The 16971-nt window shown below is 65.5% G+C and carries 13 protein-coding genes and 1 tRNA gene; all 14 read right to left on the bottom strand.

Annotated elements, in window-relative coordinates; all coding sequences use genetic code 11:
* Positions 1–116 precede the first annotated feature (116 nt).
* Positions 117–1604 carry a transcription termination factor NusA gene (gene nusA / locus LC490_RS09950; RefSeq protein WP_031370866.1) on the bottom strand — a complete coding sequence of 496 codons (1488 nt, stop codon included), beginning with the start codon at positions 1602–1604 and terminating at the stop codon, positions 117–119.
* Between the two features lie 76 nt (positions 1605–1680).
* Positions 1681–2277 (bottom strand): ribosome maturation factor RimP, encoded by a 597-nt coding sequence (rimP, locus tag LC490_RS09945; RefSeq protein WP_223620088.1) that lies wholly within the window; start codon positions 2275–2277, stop codon positions 1681–1683.
* Between the two features lie 293 nt (positions 2278–2570).
* Positions 2571–2647 (bottom strand) — tRNA-Met (locus LC490_RS09940).
* Between the two features lie 794 nt (positions 2648–3441).
* Positions 3442–4887, bottom strand: coding sequence for an NADH-quinone oxidoreductase subunit NuoN (gene nuoN, locus LC490_RS09935; protein ID WP_031370868.1), 1446 nt, complete (start codon positions 4885–4887; stop codon positions 3442–3444).
* 158 nt (positions 4888–5045) lie between these two features.
* Positions 5046–6563: an NADH-quinone oxidoreductase subunit M gene (locus LC490_RS09930; protein WP_031370869.1), complete on the bottom strand. Its 1518-nt coding sequence runs from the start codon at positions 6561–6563 to the stop codon at positions 5046–5048.
* Positions 6564–6582: 19 nt separating this feature from the next.
* Positions 6583–8709 carry an NADH-quinone oxidoreductase subunit L gene (gene nuoL / locus LC490_RS09925; protein ID WP_223620087.1) on the bottom strand — a complete coding sequence of 709 codons (2127 nt, stop codon included), beginning with the start codon at positions 8707–8709 and terminating at the stop codon, positions 6583–6585.
* A 6-nt stretch (positions 8710–8715) separates the two neighbouring features.
* Entirely contained in the window at positions 8716–9012 is a 297-nt protein-coding gene (gene nuoK, locus LC490_RS09920; RefSeq protein ID WP_148649187.1) for an NADH-quinone oxidoreductase subunit NuoK, read from the bottom strand.
* Positions 9013–9038: 26 nt separating this feature from the next.
* On the bottom strand, positions 9039–9677 hold the full coding sequence (locus LC490_RS09915; protein WP_031370872.1) for an NADH-quinone oxidoreductase subunit J: 639 nt from the start codon (positions 9675–9677) through the stop codon (positions 9039–9041).
* An 11-nt stretch (positions 9678–9688) separates the two neighbouring features.
* Positions 9689–10177: an NADH-quinone oxidoreductase subunit NuoI gene (gene nuoI, locus LC490_RS09910; RefSeq protein WP_031370873.1), complete on the bottom strand. Its 489-nt coding sequence runs from the start codon at positions 10175–10177 to the stop codon at positions 9689–9691.
* Positions 10178–10190: 13 nt separating this feature from the next.
* Positions 10191–11267, bottom strand: coding sequence for an NADH-quinone oxidoreductase subunit NuoH (gene nuoH / locus LC490_RS09905; protein WP_031370874.1), 1077 nt, complete (start codon positions 11265–11267; stop codon positions 10191–10193).
* A 5-nt stretch (positions 11268–11272) separates the two neighbouring features.
* A complete protein-coding gene (gene nuoG, locus LC490_RS09900; RefSeq protein ID WP_223620086.1) occupies positions 11273–13504 on the bottom strand; it encodes an NADH-quinone oxidoreductase subunit NuoG in 2232 nt (743 codons plus the stop codon).
* Positions 13505–13607: 103 nt separating this feature from the next.
* Positions 13608–14972 (bottom strand): NADH-quinone oxidoreductase subunit NuoF, encoded by a 1365-nt coding sequence (nuoF, locus tag LC490_RS09895; protein ID WP_031370876.1) that lies wholly within the window; start codon positions 14970–14972, stop codon positions 13608–13610.
* A gap of 11 nt (positions 14973–14983) precedes the next feature.
* Positions 14984–15511, bottom strand: a complete 528-nt coding sequence (gene nuoE, locus LC490_RS09890) for an NADH-quinone oxidoreductase subunit NuoE (protein WP_223620085.1) — start codon at positions 15509–15511, stop codon at positions 14984–14986.
* A 151-nt stretch (positions 15512–15662) separates the two neighbouring features.
* Positions 15663–16952 carry an NADH-quinone oxidoreductase subunit D gene (locus LC490_RS09885; RefSeq protein WP_031370878.1) on the bottom strand — a complete coding sequence of 430 codons (1290 nt, stop codon included), beginning with the start codon at positions 16950–16952 and terminating at the stop codon, positions 15663–15665.
* Positions 16953–16971: the final 19 nt, after the last annotated feature.

Below are 16971 nucleotides of genomic sequence, written 5' to 3'. Positions count from 1 at the left end.
CCTTTTTGGCCTGCCCGCGGACCGGGCCGATGCCCGATCCTGCGAATCCGAGGCCGGCCAGGCCGGTCTCGGTGTGCCGCAAGACGCTCTTTGAGCCTCTTGCGACGTGTGTCACCTCATTCGAACCAGTGCTTGCGCGCTTCCATGATCAGGGCGGCGGCACGTTCCTCGTCGACGCCTTCGATATCGGTCAACTCGTCGGTCGCCAGGTCGGCCAGGTCGTCGCGCGTGACCACCCCGCGCGAGGCGAGCGTGAAGGCCAGCGACTCGTCCATGCCTTCCAGCGACAGCAGATCGGCGGCCGGCTGGTGCTCGTCGAGCTCTTCCTCGGCGGCCAGCGCCTCGTTGAGCAGGGCGTCGCGGGCGCGGGCGCGCAGTTCCTCGACGATGTCCTCGTCGAAGCCCTCCACCGCCAGCAGCTCGCCGACCGGCACGTAGGCGATTTCCTCGACCGTGCTGAAGCCTTCCGAGACCAGGATGCCGGCGATTTCCTCGTCGACCTCGAGCTTGTCCTGGAACAGCTGGCGGGCCGAGGACTGTTCGGCCTCGGACTTCGCCGTGACCTGGTCCTGGGTCATGACGTTGAGCTGCCAGCCCGACAGGCGGCTGGCGAGGCGCACGTTCTGGCCGCCCTTGCCGATCGCCTGGGCCAGGCGGTCTTCGGCCACGGCCAGGTCCATCGAATGCTTTTCTTCGTCGACGATGATCGACTGCACTTCCGCCGGCGCCATCGCGTTGATGACGAACTGGGCCGGGTTGTCCGACCACAGCACGATGTCGACGCGCTCGCCGTTGAGCTCGTTGGACACCGCCTGCACGCGCGAACCGCGCATGCCGATGCAGGCGCCGATCGGATCGGTGCGGTTGTCGTGGGCGAGCACGGCGATCTTGGCGCGGTCGCCCGGATCGCGTGCGCAGGCCTTGATCGAGACCAGGCCCTGACCGACTTCCGGCACTTCGAGCTTGAACAGCTCCATCATGAATTCGGGGGCGGCGCGGCTGATGAACAGCTGCGGGCCGCGCGGCTCGGTGCGCACGTCGAACAGGAAACCGCGCACGCGGTCGCCGGCGCGCAGTACGTCGCGCGGAATGCCCTTGTCCTTCGGGATGATCGCCTCGGCGTTGCCGCCCAGGTCGACGTAGATGTTGCCGCGCTCCACGCGCTTGACGATGCCGGTGACCAGCTCGCCGACGCGGTCCTTCCACTGGTCCACGACCTGGGCGCGCTCGGCCTCGCGCACGCGCTGCACGATGACCTGCTTGGCGGCCTGGGCGGCGATGCGGCCGAAATCCGGATTTTCGATCTGTTCTTCGATGTAGTCGCCGACCTCGACGCCTTCGACTTCGTCGATCGCGTCCATCAGGCGGATCTGGCGGTCCGGCGACTCCATGACCACGTCGTCGGCGACCACTTCCATGCGGCGGAAAGTCTCGTAGCTGCCGTCCTTCTGGTCGATGCTGACGCGGACCAGCACGTCCTCATCGTGGTAGCGCTTCTTCGCGGCCGAAGCCAGCGCGGCCTCGATGGCCTCGAAGATCACTTCGCGCGGCACGCCCTTTTCGTTGGCCACCGCGTCCACTACCAGCAACAGTTCCTTGCTCATTTCGTCACTCCGCACGGGTCGGCTCGCAGCCGCCGGCTATTGGGATTGGTAATTGGCTGAATCTGAATCGTTGTGATCACTTCTTCTTCGAAGGCTTGGCCTTCGAGGACTTGTTCTTGGGTCGGCCCTTGGCCGGCGCGCCTTGCGGCTCGCCCTTGCTCGGGGCCAGGCCGAGCGCGGCCCAGTCGGGCACCAGACGGCCCTTGTCGATATTCGCGAACGGCACGGTGAACGTCGCGGCCTCGACCGTGAACACGACCTGCTCGCCTTCGATGGCGACGATCCGGCCCTGCAGGCGACGGCGGCCTTCGTGCGGCAGCTTGAGCGCGACCTTGACCGTTTCGCCGACCAGGCGGCGGTAATGCTCGAGCGTAAACAGCGGGCGGTCGATGCCCGGCGACGACACTTCGAGGGTGTAATTGCTGCTGATCGGGTCCTCGACGTCGAGCTGCGCCGACACTTCGCGGCTTACCGCCTCGCAGTCCTCGATCGACACCGAACGCGGCTCGGCGCCATCGGCGCCTGCGGCCGCTTCATCGGCGGGCACATCGATATAAATACGCAGCACTGCATTGCCGGCGGCCGGCAGATATTCCACGCCGAGCAGTTCCACGCCCAACGACTCCACCGTCGGGGCGAGCAATGCAGCGATTTGCGTTGCCTTGTCCGTCACGCGCCTGACTCCTGACTCGGGGTTGCGACTGGTGTAACCAATCCTGGTGTAACCAATGTTCGATATGTCATGTTTCCGCTGCCATCCGTTTCGCGGTCCGCAAGCGCATGAACGCGGGACGCCATTCGAAACGAAGCTTCCGGAAACCCAAAAACAACAAGGGGCCCATCGGGCCCCTTGTCCGTACAACTGGATTTCGGTGTGTTCGCGCGAGCAGAGCGCGATCACAAAGCCCGAGCTTCGCGGCCAAAAAAGAAAGCCTCTAGAGAGGCTTTCGATTCGCCAGCCGAAGCTGGTAGCGGGGGCAGGATTTGAACCTGCGACCTTCGGGTTATGAGCCCGACGAGCTGCCAGACTGCTCCACCCCGCATCAGGCCGACCATCATAACGGCCGGCGTTACTTTCTGCAAGCCTGCAATCAGATCTTCATGATTGCCGCTTACCGCTGCATCGAACCGGTGGATTCCCTTGGGAATTCGCGGCGTTGGTGCAGGCCGCAATATTAATGCGCATTCAAATATTTTCAAGTCTTTTTTGCGATGGGCGTTGCAATCGGTCCGGGCCGACAGAAAAACCTGTCGCAGATTTCAACGCCAGGCCATGCTGGGCCTGGTTGTCCGGCGCGTTCGGCGGCCTCGCAACGGGTGTCCAGTGGCGTCTGCGGCGAAGCCCCACCGTGCTCTTCGAGTTCGCCCGGCCCGTCATTCCCTCGAAAGCGAGCTCCGCCTTATTCCGGCGTAGCCGAATATCCGGGGTTTTATCGCAACATGACTCTGAAGTCTCTGCGGCCCGGCCGGAGCGCATGGCGCCCTGGCGTTCATGGATGCGCGAGCCTATGGCTCGCGAGCGCATCCATTTACCCGCCTCCGCGGGGATGACAGCAGAAAAGGCGATACCTCGCGGCTTTGCCTCATACGTAGGCTCAGAGGCCGAAAACCGAACGAGCCCGGCACATCTGCTTTCGATGCCGTCCACAGCCCCCTCGCCTTCCCCGGCGAATCGCAGATACGAATCCCGCCCTCGCTACCCGCTTCGGCCGGCGCTGCGCCGAGACGGCCGCACAGCCGCGAGGATCGCGCGCCACAAACGCATCGGGCCGGCAAAAGCCGGCCCGATGCTGAAAGTGTCAGCGAAACCGTCGAAGGTTTCGGATGCGGCCGTCGATCAGGACGGGAACGCGCGCATGCACCAGTCCATGATCGGGTTCCAGGCCAGGCCCAGCGCCAACAGCGCGAGCGCGTTGACCCCGAACACCACGCGCAGCGGACGGTCGTCGCTCGGCGGCGGCATCTTGCCGTCGGGCTCGTCGAAGTACATCGCCTTGATCACGCGCAGGTAGTAGAACGCGCCGATCACCGCGAACACGATGCCGACGATCGCCAGCCACAACATGTCGCCCTGCAGCGCGGCCTTGAGCACCGCCAGCTTGGCCCAGAAGCCGAGGAACGGCGGCAGGCCGGCCAGCGAGGCCATCACGCACAGGACCATGCCGGCCAGCCACGGGCTGCGCGCGTTGAGGCCCTTGTAGTCGTCGATCTTGTCGGCGTCGAAACCGCGGCCGGACATGACGATGATCGCGGCGAAGGCCGCGGCCGACATCAACGCATAGCTGATCGCGTAGAACATCGCCGCGGCGAAGCCCTGGGCGCCGCCGCCGGCCATGCCGAGGAACAGGAAGCCGACGTGCGAGACCGTCGAGTACGCCAGCAGGCGCTTGAGGTTGGTCTGGACCAGCGCGCTGAGGTTACCGATCGCCAGCGACAGCACGGCCAGGCCGGCCAGCAGCAGGCGCCAATGGTCCTCCTGCCCCGCCGCACCGACTTCGAGCAGGCGGTAGGTCATGCCGAACGCGGCCAGCTTCGGCGCCGAACCGATGAACAGAGTGATCGGGGTCGGCGCGCCCTGGTAGACGTCCGGCAGCCACATATGGAACGGCGCCGCACCGAACTTGAAGGCGATGCCGGCGACCACGAACACCACGCCGGTGATCATCATCAGCGAGGACGGACCGACCTGGGCCGCGATCGCGATCTGGTCGAGCATCAGGCTGCCGGTGGCGCCGTAGATCAGCGACAGGCCGTACAGCAGCAGGCCCGAGGCCAGCGCACCGAGCACGAAGTACTTGATCGCCGCTTCCGAGGCCAGCGGGCTGTCGCGGTCCACCGCGACCAGCGCGTAGGAACACAGGGCCAGCATTTCCAGGCCGAGGTAGACCATGACCAGGCTGCCGGCCGAGACCAACAGCATCATGCCGGCGATGGCGAACAGCATCAGCACCGCGACTTCGCCCTTGTACAGGCCGCGCGAACGCAGGTAAGGCCAGGTGTAGATCATCGACAGGATGCCGACCACGCCGATGCCGAGCTTGAGGCCGTCGGCGGCGGTGTCGCGCACGAACATGCCGCTGAGCACCGTGCCCTGCCCGCCGACATCGAAGGCGATCAGCGCCGTCGCCACCGCGACCACGACGATCGCGAACACGTGGGAAACGATGCGGTTGCGCTCCTCGATGAACAGATCGAGCATCAGCAGCGCGAACGCGCCGATGATCACCACCAGTTCGGGCAGCAGGGGCATCAGGTCGGCGATGGTCCGTACAGGCATGTTCATTAGTGAATCTCTTGGCGGATCCGGCCCTGGGCGAGCCTTGCTCTAGGAACGAGTTCAGAGGAGTGAGAAGTGAGCTGCCGCGTTCGCGCTTCCTACTCGTTCCTCACTACTCGCTTCTACTCACTTCTCCACCGCGCGGGCCTGAGCCCACGCGGGGTTCACAACTTACTGGCGACGATCTGGCTGGCCAGGTTCGCGATGGCGGGTTCCATCAGGTCGGTCAGCGGCTTCGGCCACAGGCCGAGCACCAGCACACCGGCCGCGAACACACCCAGCACCAGCGCTTCGCGCGGGTTGATGTCTTCCAACTCGGCGACATGGGCGTTGCCGACGTCGCCCCAGATCACCCGCTTGACCAGCCACAGGGTGTAGCCGGCGCCGACGATCAGGGTGGTGGCCGCGCCGAACGCGATCAGCGGGTGCTGCTGGAAGCTGGCCACGATCACCATGAACTCGCCGACGAAACCCGAGGTGCCCGGCAGGCCCGAGTTGGCCATCGCGAACAACACCACGAACGCGGCGAACCACGGCATCACGTTGGCGACGCCGCCGTAGTCTTTGATCATGCGGCTGTGCATGCGGTCGTAGAGCACGCCGACGCAGGTGAACATCGCGCCCGACACGAAGCCGTGGCTGATCATCTGCACCATCGCGCCCTGCAGGCCCAGGCGCGCGGCATCGGTGCCGTGCGCATCGCCGTTGTGGACCAGGGCGAAGGCGATGAACGTGCCCAGGGTGACGAAGCCCATGTGCGAAACCGACGAGTACGCGATCAGTTTCTTCATGTCGTCCTGGACCAGGGCGACCATACCGACGTAGATGATCGCGATCAGGCTCAGGGCGATCACCAGCCAGGCCCACTCGTGGCCGGCGTCCGGCACGATCGGCAGGACGAAACGCAGGAAACCGTAGCCGCCGATCTTCAGCATGATCGCAGCCAGGATCACCGAACCGGCGGTCGGCGCCTCGACGTGCGCGTCCGGCAACCAGGTGTGGACCGGGAACATCGGCACCTTGACCGCGAAGGCGATCAGGAAGCCGAAGAAGATCCACATCTGCTCGGCCGCGTTGAGCTGCAGCGCGTACATGTCCGACAACTGCCAGCTGCCGCCCTTCAGGTACAGGTAGATCAACCCGACCAGCATGAACACCGAGCCGAGGAAGGTGTACAGGAAGAACTTCACCGACGCGTAGACGCGGCGCGGGCCGCCCCAGACGCCGATGATGATGAACATCGGGATCAGCATGCCCTCGAAGAACACGTAGAACAGCATCGCGTCCAGGGCCGAGAACACGCCGACCATCAGGCCTTCGAGGATCAGGAAGGCGGCGTAATACTGGCTGACGCGCTTGTCGATCGAGGTCCATGCGCTGATCAGCACCAGGCTCGAGGTCAGCGTGGTCAGCGCGATCAGCGCCGCCGAGATGCCGTCCGCGCCAAGGTGGTAGCGGATGTCGTAGGTCGGGATCCAGGCGTGGTCTTCGACCAACTGCATCGCCGCGCTGCCGAAATCGGCATGGGTGAACATCATCACGCTCAGGCCGAGCGTGACGAGGGCCACCACCAGGGCGAACCAACGCGCGGCGTTGGCGCGCTCGTTGCCGAACGCGAGGGTGGCGAAACCGCCGAGGATCGGCAGCCAGATCAGAATGCTAAGCAAGGGCACGGGGCTCACGTCGGGTGTCCTTGTCGGATTAGTGCCAGAACCGGATGACGACGGCGAGCAATGCAATCAGGCCGAGGATCATCGCGAAGGCGTAGTGGTAGAGATAACCGGATTGGACGCGGCGGGTCAGGTTGGCGACGAAGCCGACCAGGCTCGCACCGCCGTTGACGACGGCGCCGTCGATCAGCTTGCTGTCGACCGCGCGCGAGGCCTTGCCGATGCCCACGCCGCCGGCGGCGAAGCCGTCGATCCACAGATTGTCCATGCCGTACTTGTTCTCCAGGATGCGCACCGGCAGCGCGAACAGCTTGCGCGCCTTGGCCGGCAGCTCCGGCTTCCACCAGTACATGACCGTGGCCAGGGCGAAGCCTGAGAACGCGAGCCAGAACGCCGGCGCCTGGAAGCCGTGCAGCGCGAACGCCACCGGACCGTGCCAGGCCTCCTCGCCGACCATCGCGATGGTGTCGCGGGCGGCGTCCAGGTCGATCGCACCGAGGAAGAACGGCAGCTGCTTGACCTTGTAGTCCAGCCAATCGGTGCCGAACAGCATCGGGCCGGCGGTGAAGAAGCCGATCAGCACCGACGGGATCGCCAGCAGGATCAGCGGCACAGTGACCACCCACGGCGATTCGTGCGGCTCGTGCGGGCCATGATGACCGTGGTCGTCGTGCGTCTCGTCGTGCTTGCCGTGGCCATGATCGTCATGGGCGTGCGCCGCATGGTCGTCGTGACCGTGCCCGGCATGCGCGTCGCGGAAACGCTCCTTGCCGTGGAAGGTCATGTACAGCAGGCGGAAGCTGTAGAAGGCGGTCACGAAGGCACCGAGCAGCACCGCCCAATAGGCGTACTGGGCGACCCAATTGGCGTGCTCGCCGTGCGCGGCGTGGTGCGCCGCCTCGATGATGGTGTCCTTCGAGTAGAAACCGGCGAAGAACGGCGTGCCGACCAGGGCCAGCGTGCCGAGCAGACTGGTCCAGTAGGTGATCGGCATGTACTTGCGCAGGCCGCCCATCTTGCGCATGTCCTGCTCGTGGTGCATGCCGATGATGACCGAGCCCGCGGCGAGGAACAGCAGCGCCTTGAAGAACGCGTGGGTCATCAGGTGGTAGACCGCCGCCGAGTACGCCGACACGCCGAGCGCGACGGTCATGTAGCCCAGCTGCGACAGGGTCGAGTACGCGACCACGCGCTTGATGTCGTTCTGGACGATGCCGATCAGGCCGGTCCAGAACGCGGTGGTGGCGCCGATGAAGAGGACGAAGTTCAGCGCCGTCTGCGACAGCTCGAACAGCGGCGACATGCGCGCGACCATGAAGATGCCGGCGGTGACCATCGTCGCGGCATGGATCAGCGCCGAGATCGGGGTCGGGCCTTCCATCGAGTCGGGCAGCCAGACGTGCAGCGGCACTTGCGCCGACTTGCCCATCGCGCCGATGAACAGACAGATGCAGATCACCGTCGGCAGCGACCAGACGATCGGGTGCTCGCCGCCCCACACCTGGATGGTGCGGTCGGCCAGGGTCGGCGCGTTGGCGAACACGGTGCCGTAGTCGAGCGAGCCCAGCGCCCACATCACCGCGCAGATGCCGAGCAGGAAGCCGAAATCGCCGACGCGGTTGACCAGGAACGCCTTCATGTTGGCGAACACCGCGGTCGGCTTCTTGAACCAGAAACCGATCAACAGGTAGGAGACCAGGCCCACCGCTTCCCAGCCGAAGAACAGCTGCAGGAAGTTGTTGCTCATGACCAGCATGAGCATCGAGAAGGTGAACAGCGAGATATAGCTGAAGAAGCGCTGGTAACCCGGGTCGTCGGCCATGTAGCCGATGGTGTAGACGTGGACCAGCAGCGAGACGAAGGTGACGACCACCATCATCATCGCGGTCAGCTTGTCGATCATGAAGCCGACGTGGGCCTCATAACCGCCGACCTGGAACCAGGTGTAGACGTTCTCGTTGAACGGCGAGGCGCCCAGCCCGGCCAACTGCCAGAGCACGTACACCGACATCGCGCAGCTCGCGGCGACGCCGAGGATGGTGATCGTGTGCGAGCCGGCGCGGCCGACCTTGCGTCCGAACAGGCCGGCGATGATCGAGCCGAGCAACGGCGCGAGCACGATCGCCAGCAGGATGGACTTGGAGATTGCGGGTTCCATGCCGGATCAGCCTTTCATCGTGTCGATTTCAGCGACGTTGATCGTGCGCCGGTTGCGGAACAGCGTGACCAGGATCGCCAGGCCGATGGCGGCCTCGGCGGCGGCGACGGTCAGGATGAAGAACACGAACACCTGACCGGCCGGATCGGCCAGCTGACGCGAGAACGCGACGAAGTTGATGTTGACCGCGAGCAGCATCAGCTCGATCGACATCAGCAACACGATCACGTTCTTGCGGTTGAGGAAGATGCCGGCGACGCTGATGCAGAACAGCACCGCGCCGAGGGCGAGGTAATGGCCCAGCGCGAGGCCCGACCCAAAGAATTCGCTCACGGCTTGGCCTCCTGCGCGGCGGGTTCGGCGGGCGCCGGCACCACCGGTTTGACCGCATCCATCTTGATGAGGCGGACGCGGTCGCTGGCGCGGACGCGGGCCTGGGCGCTCGGGTTCTGGTGCTTGGCGCCCGGGCGGCGGCGCAGGGTCAGCATGACCGCGGCGATCACCGCCACCGTCAGGATCACCGCGGCGATCTCGAACGGCAGCAGGAAGTCGGTGAACAGCGCATGCGCCAGCCACTTGGTGTTGGAGGCGCCGGCGGCGTCCGCGGTCAGCGGCGTGGCCAGGTTGGCCTTGACCCCGATCAGGGTCAGCATCTCGACCAGCATCACCACCGCGACCAGCAGGCCGAACGGCAGATAGCGCACGTAGCCTTCGCGCAGCGGCGCCACGTCGATATCGAGCATCATCACCACGAACAGGAACAGCACCATCACCGCGCCGACGTAGACCAGGATCAGGGCCACGCCGAGGAATTCGGCGCCGGCGATGATCCACACGCAGGCCACCGAGAAGAAGGTCAGCACCAGGCTGAGCGCGGCGTGGACCGGGTTTTTCAGGCTGATCACGGCCACCGCCGACAGCGTGGCCGCGGCGGCGAAGACGAAGAAAGCGATCTGGGCGAGATCCATATCGTGTGTACTCAGCGGAAGGCGGCGTCGGCAGCGCGGCGTTCGGCGATCTCGGTTTCGAGACGGTCGCCGATGGCCAGCAGCTGCTGCTTGTTGACGATGTTCTGTCCGCGTTGGTCGAAGTGATACTCGTGGATGTGGGTTTCCACGATCGAGTCGACCGGGCAGGACTCTTCGCAGAAGCCGCAGAAGATGCACTTGAACAGATCGATGTCGTAACGCGTGGTGCGGCGGGTGCCGTCGGCGCGCTTTTCCGAGTCGATCGTGATCGCCAGCGCCGGGCACACCGCCTCGCACAGCTTGCAGGCGATGCAGCGCTCTTCGCCGTTGGGATAACGGCGCAGCGCGTGCACGCCGCGGAAGCGCGGCGATTGCGGGGTCTTCTCCATCGGGTACATCAGCGTGTACTTGGGCTTGAACAGGTACTTGAGCGTCAGCCCAAGGCCCTGTGCGAGCTCGATCAGGAGCAGGCTCTTGAAATAGGAAACGATGCGGTTCATTAGGATGCCTGTCTCACTGTCCCGGCTGGAAGACGCCGTAGTACGCCATCACCGCGACCACGCAGATCCAGGCGATGGTCAAGGGGATGAAGACCTTCCAGCCCAGACGCATGATCTGGTCGTAGCGATAGCGCGGGAACGAAGCGCGGAACCAGATGAAGCAGCTGGCGAAGAAGAACACCTTGACCAGCAGCCACCACCAGCCGTCGACCGACAGCAGCGGAATGCCCAGGCCCTGGAACGGGCTGAGCCAGCCGCCGAGGAAGAACAGCGAGGTCAGGAAGCTGATCAGGATCATGTTGGCGTATTCGGCCAGGAAGAACAGCGCGAACGCCGACCCCGAATACTCCACCATGTGACCGGCGACGATTTCCGACTCGCCCTCGACCACGTCGAACGGCGCGCGGTTGGTCTCGGCCACGCCGGAGATGAAATAGACCACGAACAGCGGCAACATCGGCAGCGCGAACCATTCCAGCGCGCCGGCGTTGCCGGACTGCGCCATCACGATGTCGGTGAGGTTGAGGCTGCCGGCGCCGACCATCACGCCGACCATGGCGAAGCCCATGGCGATTTCGTACGAGACCACCTGGGCCGCGGCGCGCATCGCGCCGAGAAAGGCGTACTTCGAGTTCGACGCCCAGCCGGCCAGGATGATGCCGTACACGCCGAGCGAGGTCATCGCCAGCAGATACAACAGACCGGCATTGGCGTTGGACAGCACCAGCTTGGTGTCGAACGGCACCACCGCCCAGGCCGCGAACGCCGGCGCCAGGGTCAGCAGCGGCGCGAGCTTGTACAGGAAGGACTCGGCCTTGGTCGGCTGGATCACTTCCTTGAACAGCAGCTTGAACACGTCGGCGAAGGCCTGGAGGATGCCCATGCCGACGTACATCGGACCGCGGCGCACGTGCATCCAGCCGATCAGCTTGCGTTCCCAGACCACGTAGAAGGCGACGGTGATGATCACCGGCATCGCGATCAGCAGGATCTTGAGCACGATCCAGGCGACCGTGCCGGCCATGCCGAACGACTCCAGCCATGCGTGGAAGGGATCGACCACTTGGGCGATTGCGGTGGCAGTGTTCATCGCACTCATGCCCTCACCACGTTGACGCGGGCGGCGCCGAGCGGCGCGGTGGCGCCATGCCCGCTTTCGATCCAGACCGTACCCGGCGCGACCTTGTCGCTGATCGCGACCGGCAGCGTGGCGGTGCCGGCGCCGGCGCTGAACTTGCCCACCGCGCCAGCGGTGAAACCGAGCGCGGCGGCATCGCTGGAATGCAGCACCGCACGCGGCTCGAGATTGAGCGGGTGCGATTGCAATGCGGGCGCGCGGCGCACGGTGGCGTCGCTGCGGTAGATCGCGGTCGAGACCGCGACCTCCATGCCCTCGCCCGCCGCCGTCGGCGCACGGCCGGCGGCCGGCTTGACGTCGCGGCCTTGCAGACCGGCGCGCAGGCCGTCGAGATCGGTGAACTCGAAGCCCTTGGCCGCCAGTTCGCCGCCGAGCGCGCGCAGCACGCGCCAGCCCGGACGCGCTTCGCCCGGCAGCTTGCCGCCGGAGACCGCACGTTGCTCGATGCCGTCGAGATTGGTCAAAGTGGCGTCGACTTCAGGCAGCAGACCGATCGGCAGGATCACGTCGGCGACGGCCTGGGTCGAACGGCAGGCGTAATGGCTGAAGGCCACGACCTGGGCCGCGCCGAGCGCGCGCAGCGCACTGGCGGTGTCGGCGAAATCCAGACCCGGCTCGATGCCGTAGAGAATGTAGGCGCCGCGCGCTTCGTCGAGCATGCCGCGCGCATCGCGGGCACTCGGCAGCACGCCCTGGCGAGCCAGGCCGACCGCGTTCGCGCCCTGCGGAATACGGCACAGACGCGCGCCGGTGGCGTCGGCGAAAGCCTTCGCGGCGGCGCGGATGGCGGCGGCGTAGGGGCCGTTCTCGGCCAGCGCACCGACGATGACCGCCGCATGCGTGGCGTTCTTGGCGGCTTCGCGCAGCGCCTCGTCGCCGAGCGCGGCAGCGAGCTGCGACGGCGCGACGATGCGCTTGCCGGCGACGTCGAAGGTGAAATCGAAGTCGACCGGATTGACCACGTGCACCTTGGCGCCGCGGTTGAAGGCCTTGCGCACGCGCTGATGCACCAGCGGCAGTTCGTGACGCAGGTTGCTGCCGACGATCACCACCAGGTCGGCCTTGTCGATCTCGGCGACCGGCATGGCGAAGGTTTCGGCCATGGCGGCGTCGGACAGGTCGTGCTGGGAGATGCGGTGATCGAGATTGCCGGTGCCCAGGGCCTCGGCCAGACGAGCCAGCAGCGCGCCCTCTTCGTTCGAGGTCGCCGGGTGCGCGAGCACACCGAGGTTATCGCCGCCGTTGTCGCGCAGGATCTTAGCGGCGCGGGCCATGGCCTCGTCCCACGAGGCCTCGCGCCACTCGCCGCCGTCCTTGACCATGGGGCGCTGAGCGCGGTCTTCCGCGTACAGGCCCTGGTGCGAATAACGGTCGCGGTCCGACAGCCAGCACTCGTTGACCGCTTCGTTGTCGCGCGGCACGGTGCGCAGCACGTCGCCGCGGCGCACGTGCAGGAACAGGTTGCTGCCGAGCGCGTCGTGATAGCCCAGCGACTCGCGTGCGGTCAGCTCCCACGGGCGCGCCTTGAACTGGAACACCTTGTTGGTCAGCGCGCCGACCGGGCACACGTCGATGACGTTGCCCGACAGCTCGGTGGTCAAAGGCTTGCCGTCGAAAGTGCCGATCTGCAGGTTCTCGCCGCGGTACATGCCGCCGAGCTCGTAGGTACCGGCGATCTCGGCGGTGAAGCGGACGCAGCGCGTGCACTGGATGCAGCGCGTCATCTCGGTGGCGACCAGCGGGCCGATGTCCTCGTCGGGCACCACGCGCTTGCGCTCGGAGAAACGGCTGACCGAACGGCCGTAGCCCATCGACAGGTCTTGCAGTTCGCACTCGCCGCCCTGATCGCAGATCGGGCAGTCGAGCGGATGATTGACGAGCAGGAACTCCATCACGTTGCGCTGCGACTTCAGTGCCTTTTCGCTGCGCGTGACGACCTTCATGCCGTCCATGACCGGCGTGGCGCAGGCCGGCGCCGGCTTGGGCATCTTCTCGACTTCGACCAGGCACATGCGGCAGTTCGCCGCGATCGCCAGCTTGTCGTGGTAGCAGAAACGCGGGATCGCGATGCCGGCCTTGTCGGCGGCCTGGATGATCATCGAACCCTTCGGCGCGGCCATCTCGACGCCGTCGATGAAGACGGTGACGTGGTCCGGCGGCAGATTGGGATTTACCGGTTGAGCGCTCACAGCGAGCTCCCCATCAAAGCGAGGAACGAGCCCCTTGAGTCAAGGGGCGCATTGTTCGGACGCATTGCGTTCGAACAATGGGGGTTGTGGTAGTGCGCCGCGCTCATGCCGCCATCTCCACGTTGCCGGCGGCCTGATCGTCGACCAGGAAACGCTTGTTGACGATCGCGTACTCGAACTCGCTCCAGAAGTGATGCAGGAAGCCCTGCACCGGCCACGCGGCGGCTTCGCCGAACGCGCAGATGGTGTGGCCTTCGATCTGGCCCGCCGCGGCGCGCAGCATCTGCAGATCGTCCAGGGTCGCCTGCTTCTCGACGATGCGGGTCAGCATGCGGTACATCCAGCCGGTGCCTTCGCGGCACGGCGTGCACTGGCCGCAGCTTTCCTTGAAATAGAACCGGGCGATGCGCTGGCAGGCGCGGACCATGCAGGCGGTCTCGTCCATCACGATCACCGCGCCCGAGCCGAGGCCGGAACCGGCCTTCTGCAGCGAGTCGTAGTCCATCGTGCAGGCCATCATCGCCTCGGCCGGCAGCACCTTCATCGAGGAACCGCCGGGGATCACGGCCTTGAGCTTGCGCCCGCCGCGCACGCCGCCGGCAAGTTCGAGCAGGTCGGCGAACGAAGTGCCCAGGCGGATCTCGTAATTGCCCGGCTTATTGACGTGGCCGGACACCGAGAAGATCTTCGGGCCGCCGTTGTTCGGCTTGCCGAGGTTGAGGAACCACTCGGCGCCGTTGCGCAGGATCGCCGGCACCGAAGCGTAGGTCTCGGTGTTGTTGATCGTGGTCGGCTTGCCGTACAGGCCGAAATTGGCCGGGAACGGCGGCTTGTAGCGCGGCTGGCCCTTCTTGCCTTCCAGCGATTCCATCAGCGCGGTTTCTTCGCCGCAGATGTAGGCGCCGGCGCCGAGCGCACCGTAGATGTCGATGTCCACGCCGCTGCCGAGCACGTTCTTGCCCAGCCAGCCGTGTTCGTAGGCTTCCTTCAGCGCCTGCTCGAAATGCTCGAACGGCTCGTGATGGAATTCGCCGCGCAGGTAGTTGTAGGCGACGGTCGAACCGGTCGCGTAGCAGGCGATCGCCATGCCCTCGACCACCGCATGCGGGTTGAAGCGCAGGATGTCGCGGTCCTTGGCGGTGCCCGGCTCGGATTCGTCCGAGTTACACAGAATGTACTTCTGGGTGCCGCTGCCCTTGGGCATGAAGCTCCACTTCAGGCCGGTCGGGAAGCCCGCGCCGCCGCGGCCGCGCAGGCCCGACGCCTTGACCATGTCGACGATCTGCGCCGGGTCGGTCTTCTCGCTGAGGATCTTGCGCAACGCGCTGTAACCGCCGGTCTTGAGATAGTTCTCGTACGACCAGGGGGTTTCGTAGTGCAGTGTCGTGTAGACGACCTGGTGCTCCTGCGGAGCCGGGCCGACCGGGCCGTAGCCCTTGGAATAATCGTGGTGATCGTGATGCGCCATCGGGGCCGACCTCACTTCAAACCGTCGAGCAGCGCGTCGACCTGGGTCGCGTCGAGCTTCTCGTGGTAATGACCATTGACGACGACCACCGGCGCGCCGCAGCAAGCGGCCAGGCACTCTTCCTCGCGCTTGAGGAAGACGCGGCCGTCGGCGGTGGATTCGCCGAGCTTGCAGCCGAGCTTCTTCTCGGCGTGCCGGACCAGGTCCTCGGCGCCGTTGAGCCAGCAGCTGATGTTGGTGCAGAAGGCGACGTTGTTGCGACCGACTTTCTCGGTCTCGAACATCGAGTAGAAGCTCGCGACCTCGTAGGCCCACACCGGCGGCAGGCTCAGGTACTTGGCCACCGCGGCGATCAGCTCGTCGGTCAACCAACCGCCGTTCTGCTCCTGCGCCGCATGCAGCCCCTGCAGCACGGCCGAGCGCTTACGGTCCGGCGGAAACTTGCTCAGCCAGTGATCGATGTGCGCACGCGTCTTGTCCGATAGCGCGAGCATCGGATCGACGTGCTGGGTGGCTTCGAAATTGCCTGTCGCTTTCATAAGGGTAAAGCCGGGAATCGGGAATGGGGAATCGAGAGTCGGGAAAAGCGGAACAGCGAGAAAGCGGAGCGGGCGAATCGCAGAAGCTCGGCGCAAAACCGCACGGCCTCAGCTTTGTCGATTCCCCATTCGCGATTCCCGATTCCCGCCTTCACCGATCGATCTCGCCGAACACGATGTCGTAGGTGCCGATCATCGCCACCACGTCGGCGAGCATGTGGCCCTTGACGACCTCGTCCATCGACGACAGATGGGCGAAGCCCGGCGCGCGCAGCTTGACCCGGAACGGCTTGTTGGCGCCGTCGGAGACCAGGTAGCAGCCGAACTCGCCCTTGGGCGCCTCGACCGCGGCATAGGTCTCGCCGGCCGGCACGCAATAGCCTTCGGAGAACAGCTTGAAGTGATGGATCAGGGCTTCCATGTCGTCCTTCATCTCCTCGCGCTTGGGCGGGGCGACCTTGAAGTTGTCGACGATCACGGGGCCGGGATTGGCGCGCAGCCACTTCACGCACTGCTTGATGATGCGGGTGGATTCGCGCATTTCCGCGACGCGCACCAGGTAACGGTCGTAGCAGTCGCCGTTGACGCCGACCGGAATGTCGAAATCGACCTCGGCGTACTTGGCATAGGGCTGCTTCTTGCGCAGGTCCCAGGCGATGCCGGAGCCGCGGATCATCGGACCGGTCATGCCCCAGGCCAGGGCCTGCTCCGGCGAGATCACGCCCACGCCGACGGTGCGCTGTTTCCAGATGCGGTTATCGGTCAGCAGCGTCTCGTACTCGTCGACGCGCTTGGGGAAATCGTCGGTGAACGCATCCAGGTAGTCGAGCATCGAGCCTTCGCGCCACTCGTTGAAGCGCTTGAGGCTGCTGCCCTTCTTCCACGGCGATTCCTTGTACTTCGGCATCCGCTCGGGCAGATCGCGATAGACGCCGCCGGGACGGTAGTACGCGGCGTGCATGCGCGCGCCGCTGACCGCCTCGTAGCAGTCCATGAGCTCTTCGCGCTCGCGGAAGGCGTACAGGAACACCGCCATCGCGCCCAGGTCGAGCGCGTTGGAACCGACCCACATCAGGTGGTTCAGGATGCGGGTGATTTCATCGAACATGGTGCGGATGTACTGCGCACGCTCGGGCGCCTCGATCCCCATCAGGGTTTCGATCGCGCGCACGTAAGCGTGCTCGTTGCACATCATCGACACGTAATCCAGACGATCCATGTAGCCGATCGACTGGTTGAACGGCTTGGACTCGGCCAGCTTCTCGGTGCCGCGGTGCAGCAGGCCGATATGCGGGTCGGCGCGCTGCACGACTTCGCCGTCCATTTCCAGGATCAGGCGCAGCACGCCGTGCGCGGCCGGATGCTGGGGGCCGAAGTTGAGCGTGTAGTTGCGGATCTCGGCGTTGTTGAGGCCCGAGGTGCCGCTGTTGACGAACGGCATCGTGGTGGCGGGGTTGGAC

Source organism: Lysobacter sp. ESA13C (assembly GCF_019970005.1).
Lineage (GTDB): Bacteria > Pseudomonadota > Gammaproteobacteria > Xanthomonadales > Xanthomonadaceae > Lysobacter > Lysobacter antibioticus_B.
Note: the sequence above shows the minus strand (reverse complement) of the source record. Positions and strands in the feature narration are given on the sequence as shown.

Bases quoted from the DNA above. Each gene is read 5' to 3' on its own strand.
- nuoF (WP_031370876.1), bottom strand. From the start codon at position 14,972: ATGGCGCATCACGATCACCACGATTATTCCAAGGGCTACGGCCCGGTC.
- nusA (WP_031370866.1), bottom strand. From the start codon at position 1,604: ATGAGCAAGGAACTGTTGCTGGTAGTGGACGCGGTGGCCAACGAAAAG.
- nuoI (WP_031370873.1), bottom strand. From the start codon at position 10,177: ATGAACCGCATCGTTTCCTATTTCAAGAGCCTGCTCCTGATCGAGCTC.
- LC490_RS09915 (WP_031370872.1), bottom strand. From the start codon at position 9,677: ATGGATCTCGCCCAGATCGCTTTCTTCGTCTTCGCCGCCGCGGCCACG.
- nuoN (WP_031370868.1), bottom strand. From the start codon at position 4,887: ATGAACATGCCTGTACGGACCATCGCCGACCTGATGCCCCTGCTGCCC.
- nuoH (WP_031370874.1), bottom strand. From the start codon at position 11,267: ATGAACACTGCCACCGCAATCGCCCAAGTGGTCGATCCCTTCCACGCA.
- nuoL (WP_223620087.1), bottom strand. From the start codon at position 8,709: ATGGAACCCGCAATCTCCAAGTCCATCCTGCTGGCGATCGTGCTCGCG.
- nuoE (WP_223620085.1), bottom strand. From the start codon at position 15,511: ATGAAAGCGACAGGCAATTTCGAAGCCACCCAGCACGTCGATCCGATG.
- LC490_RS09885 (WP_031370878.1), bottom strand. From the start codon at position 16,952: ATGCCGTTCGTCAACAGCGGCACCTCGGGCCTCAACAACGCCGAGATC.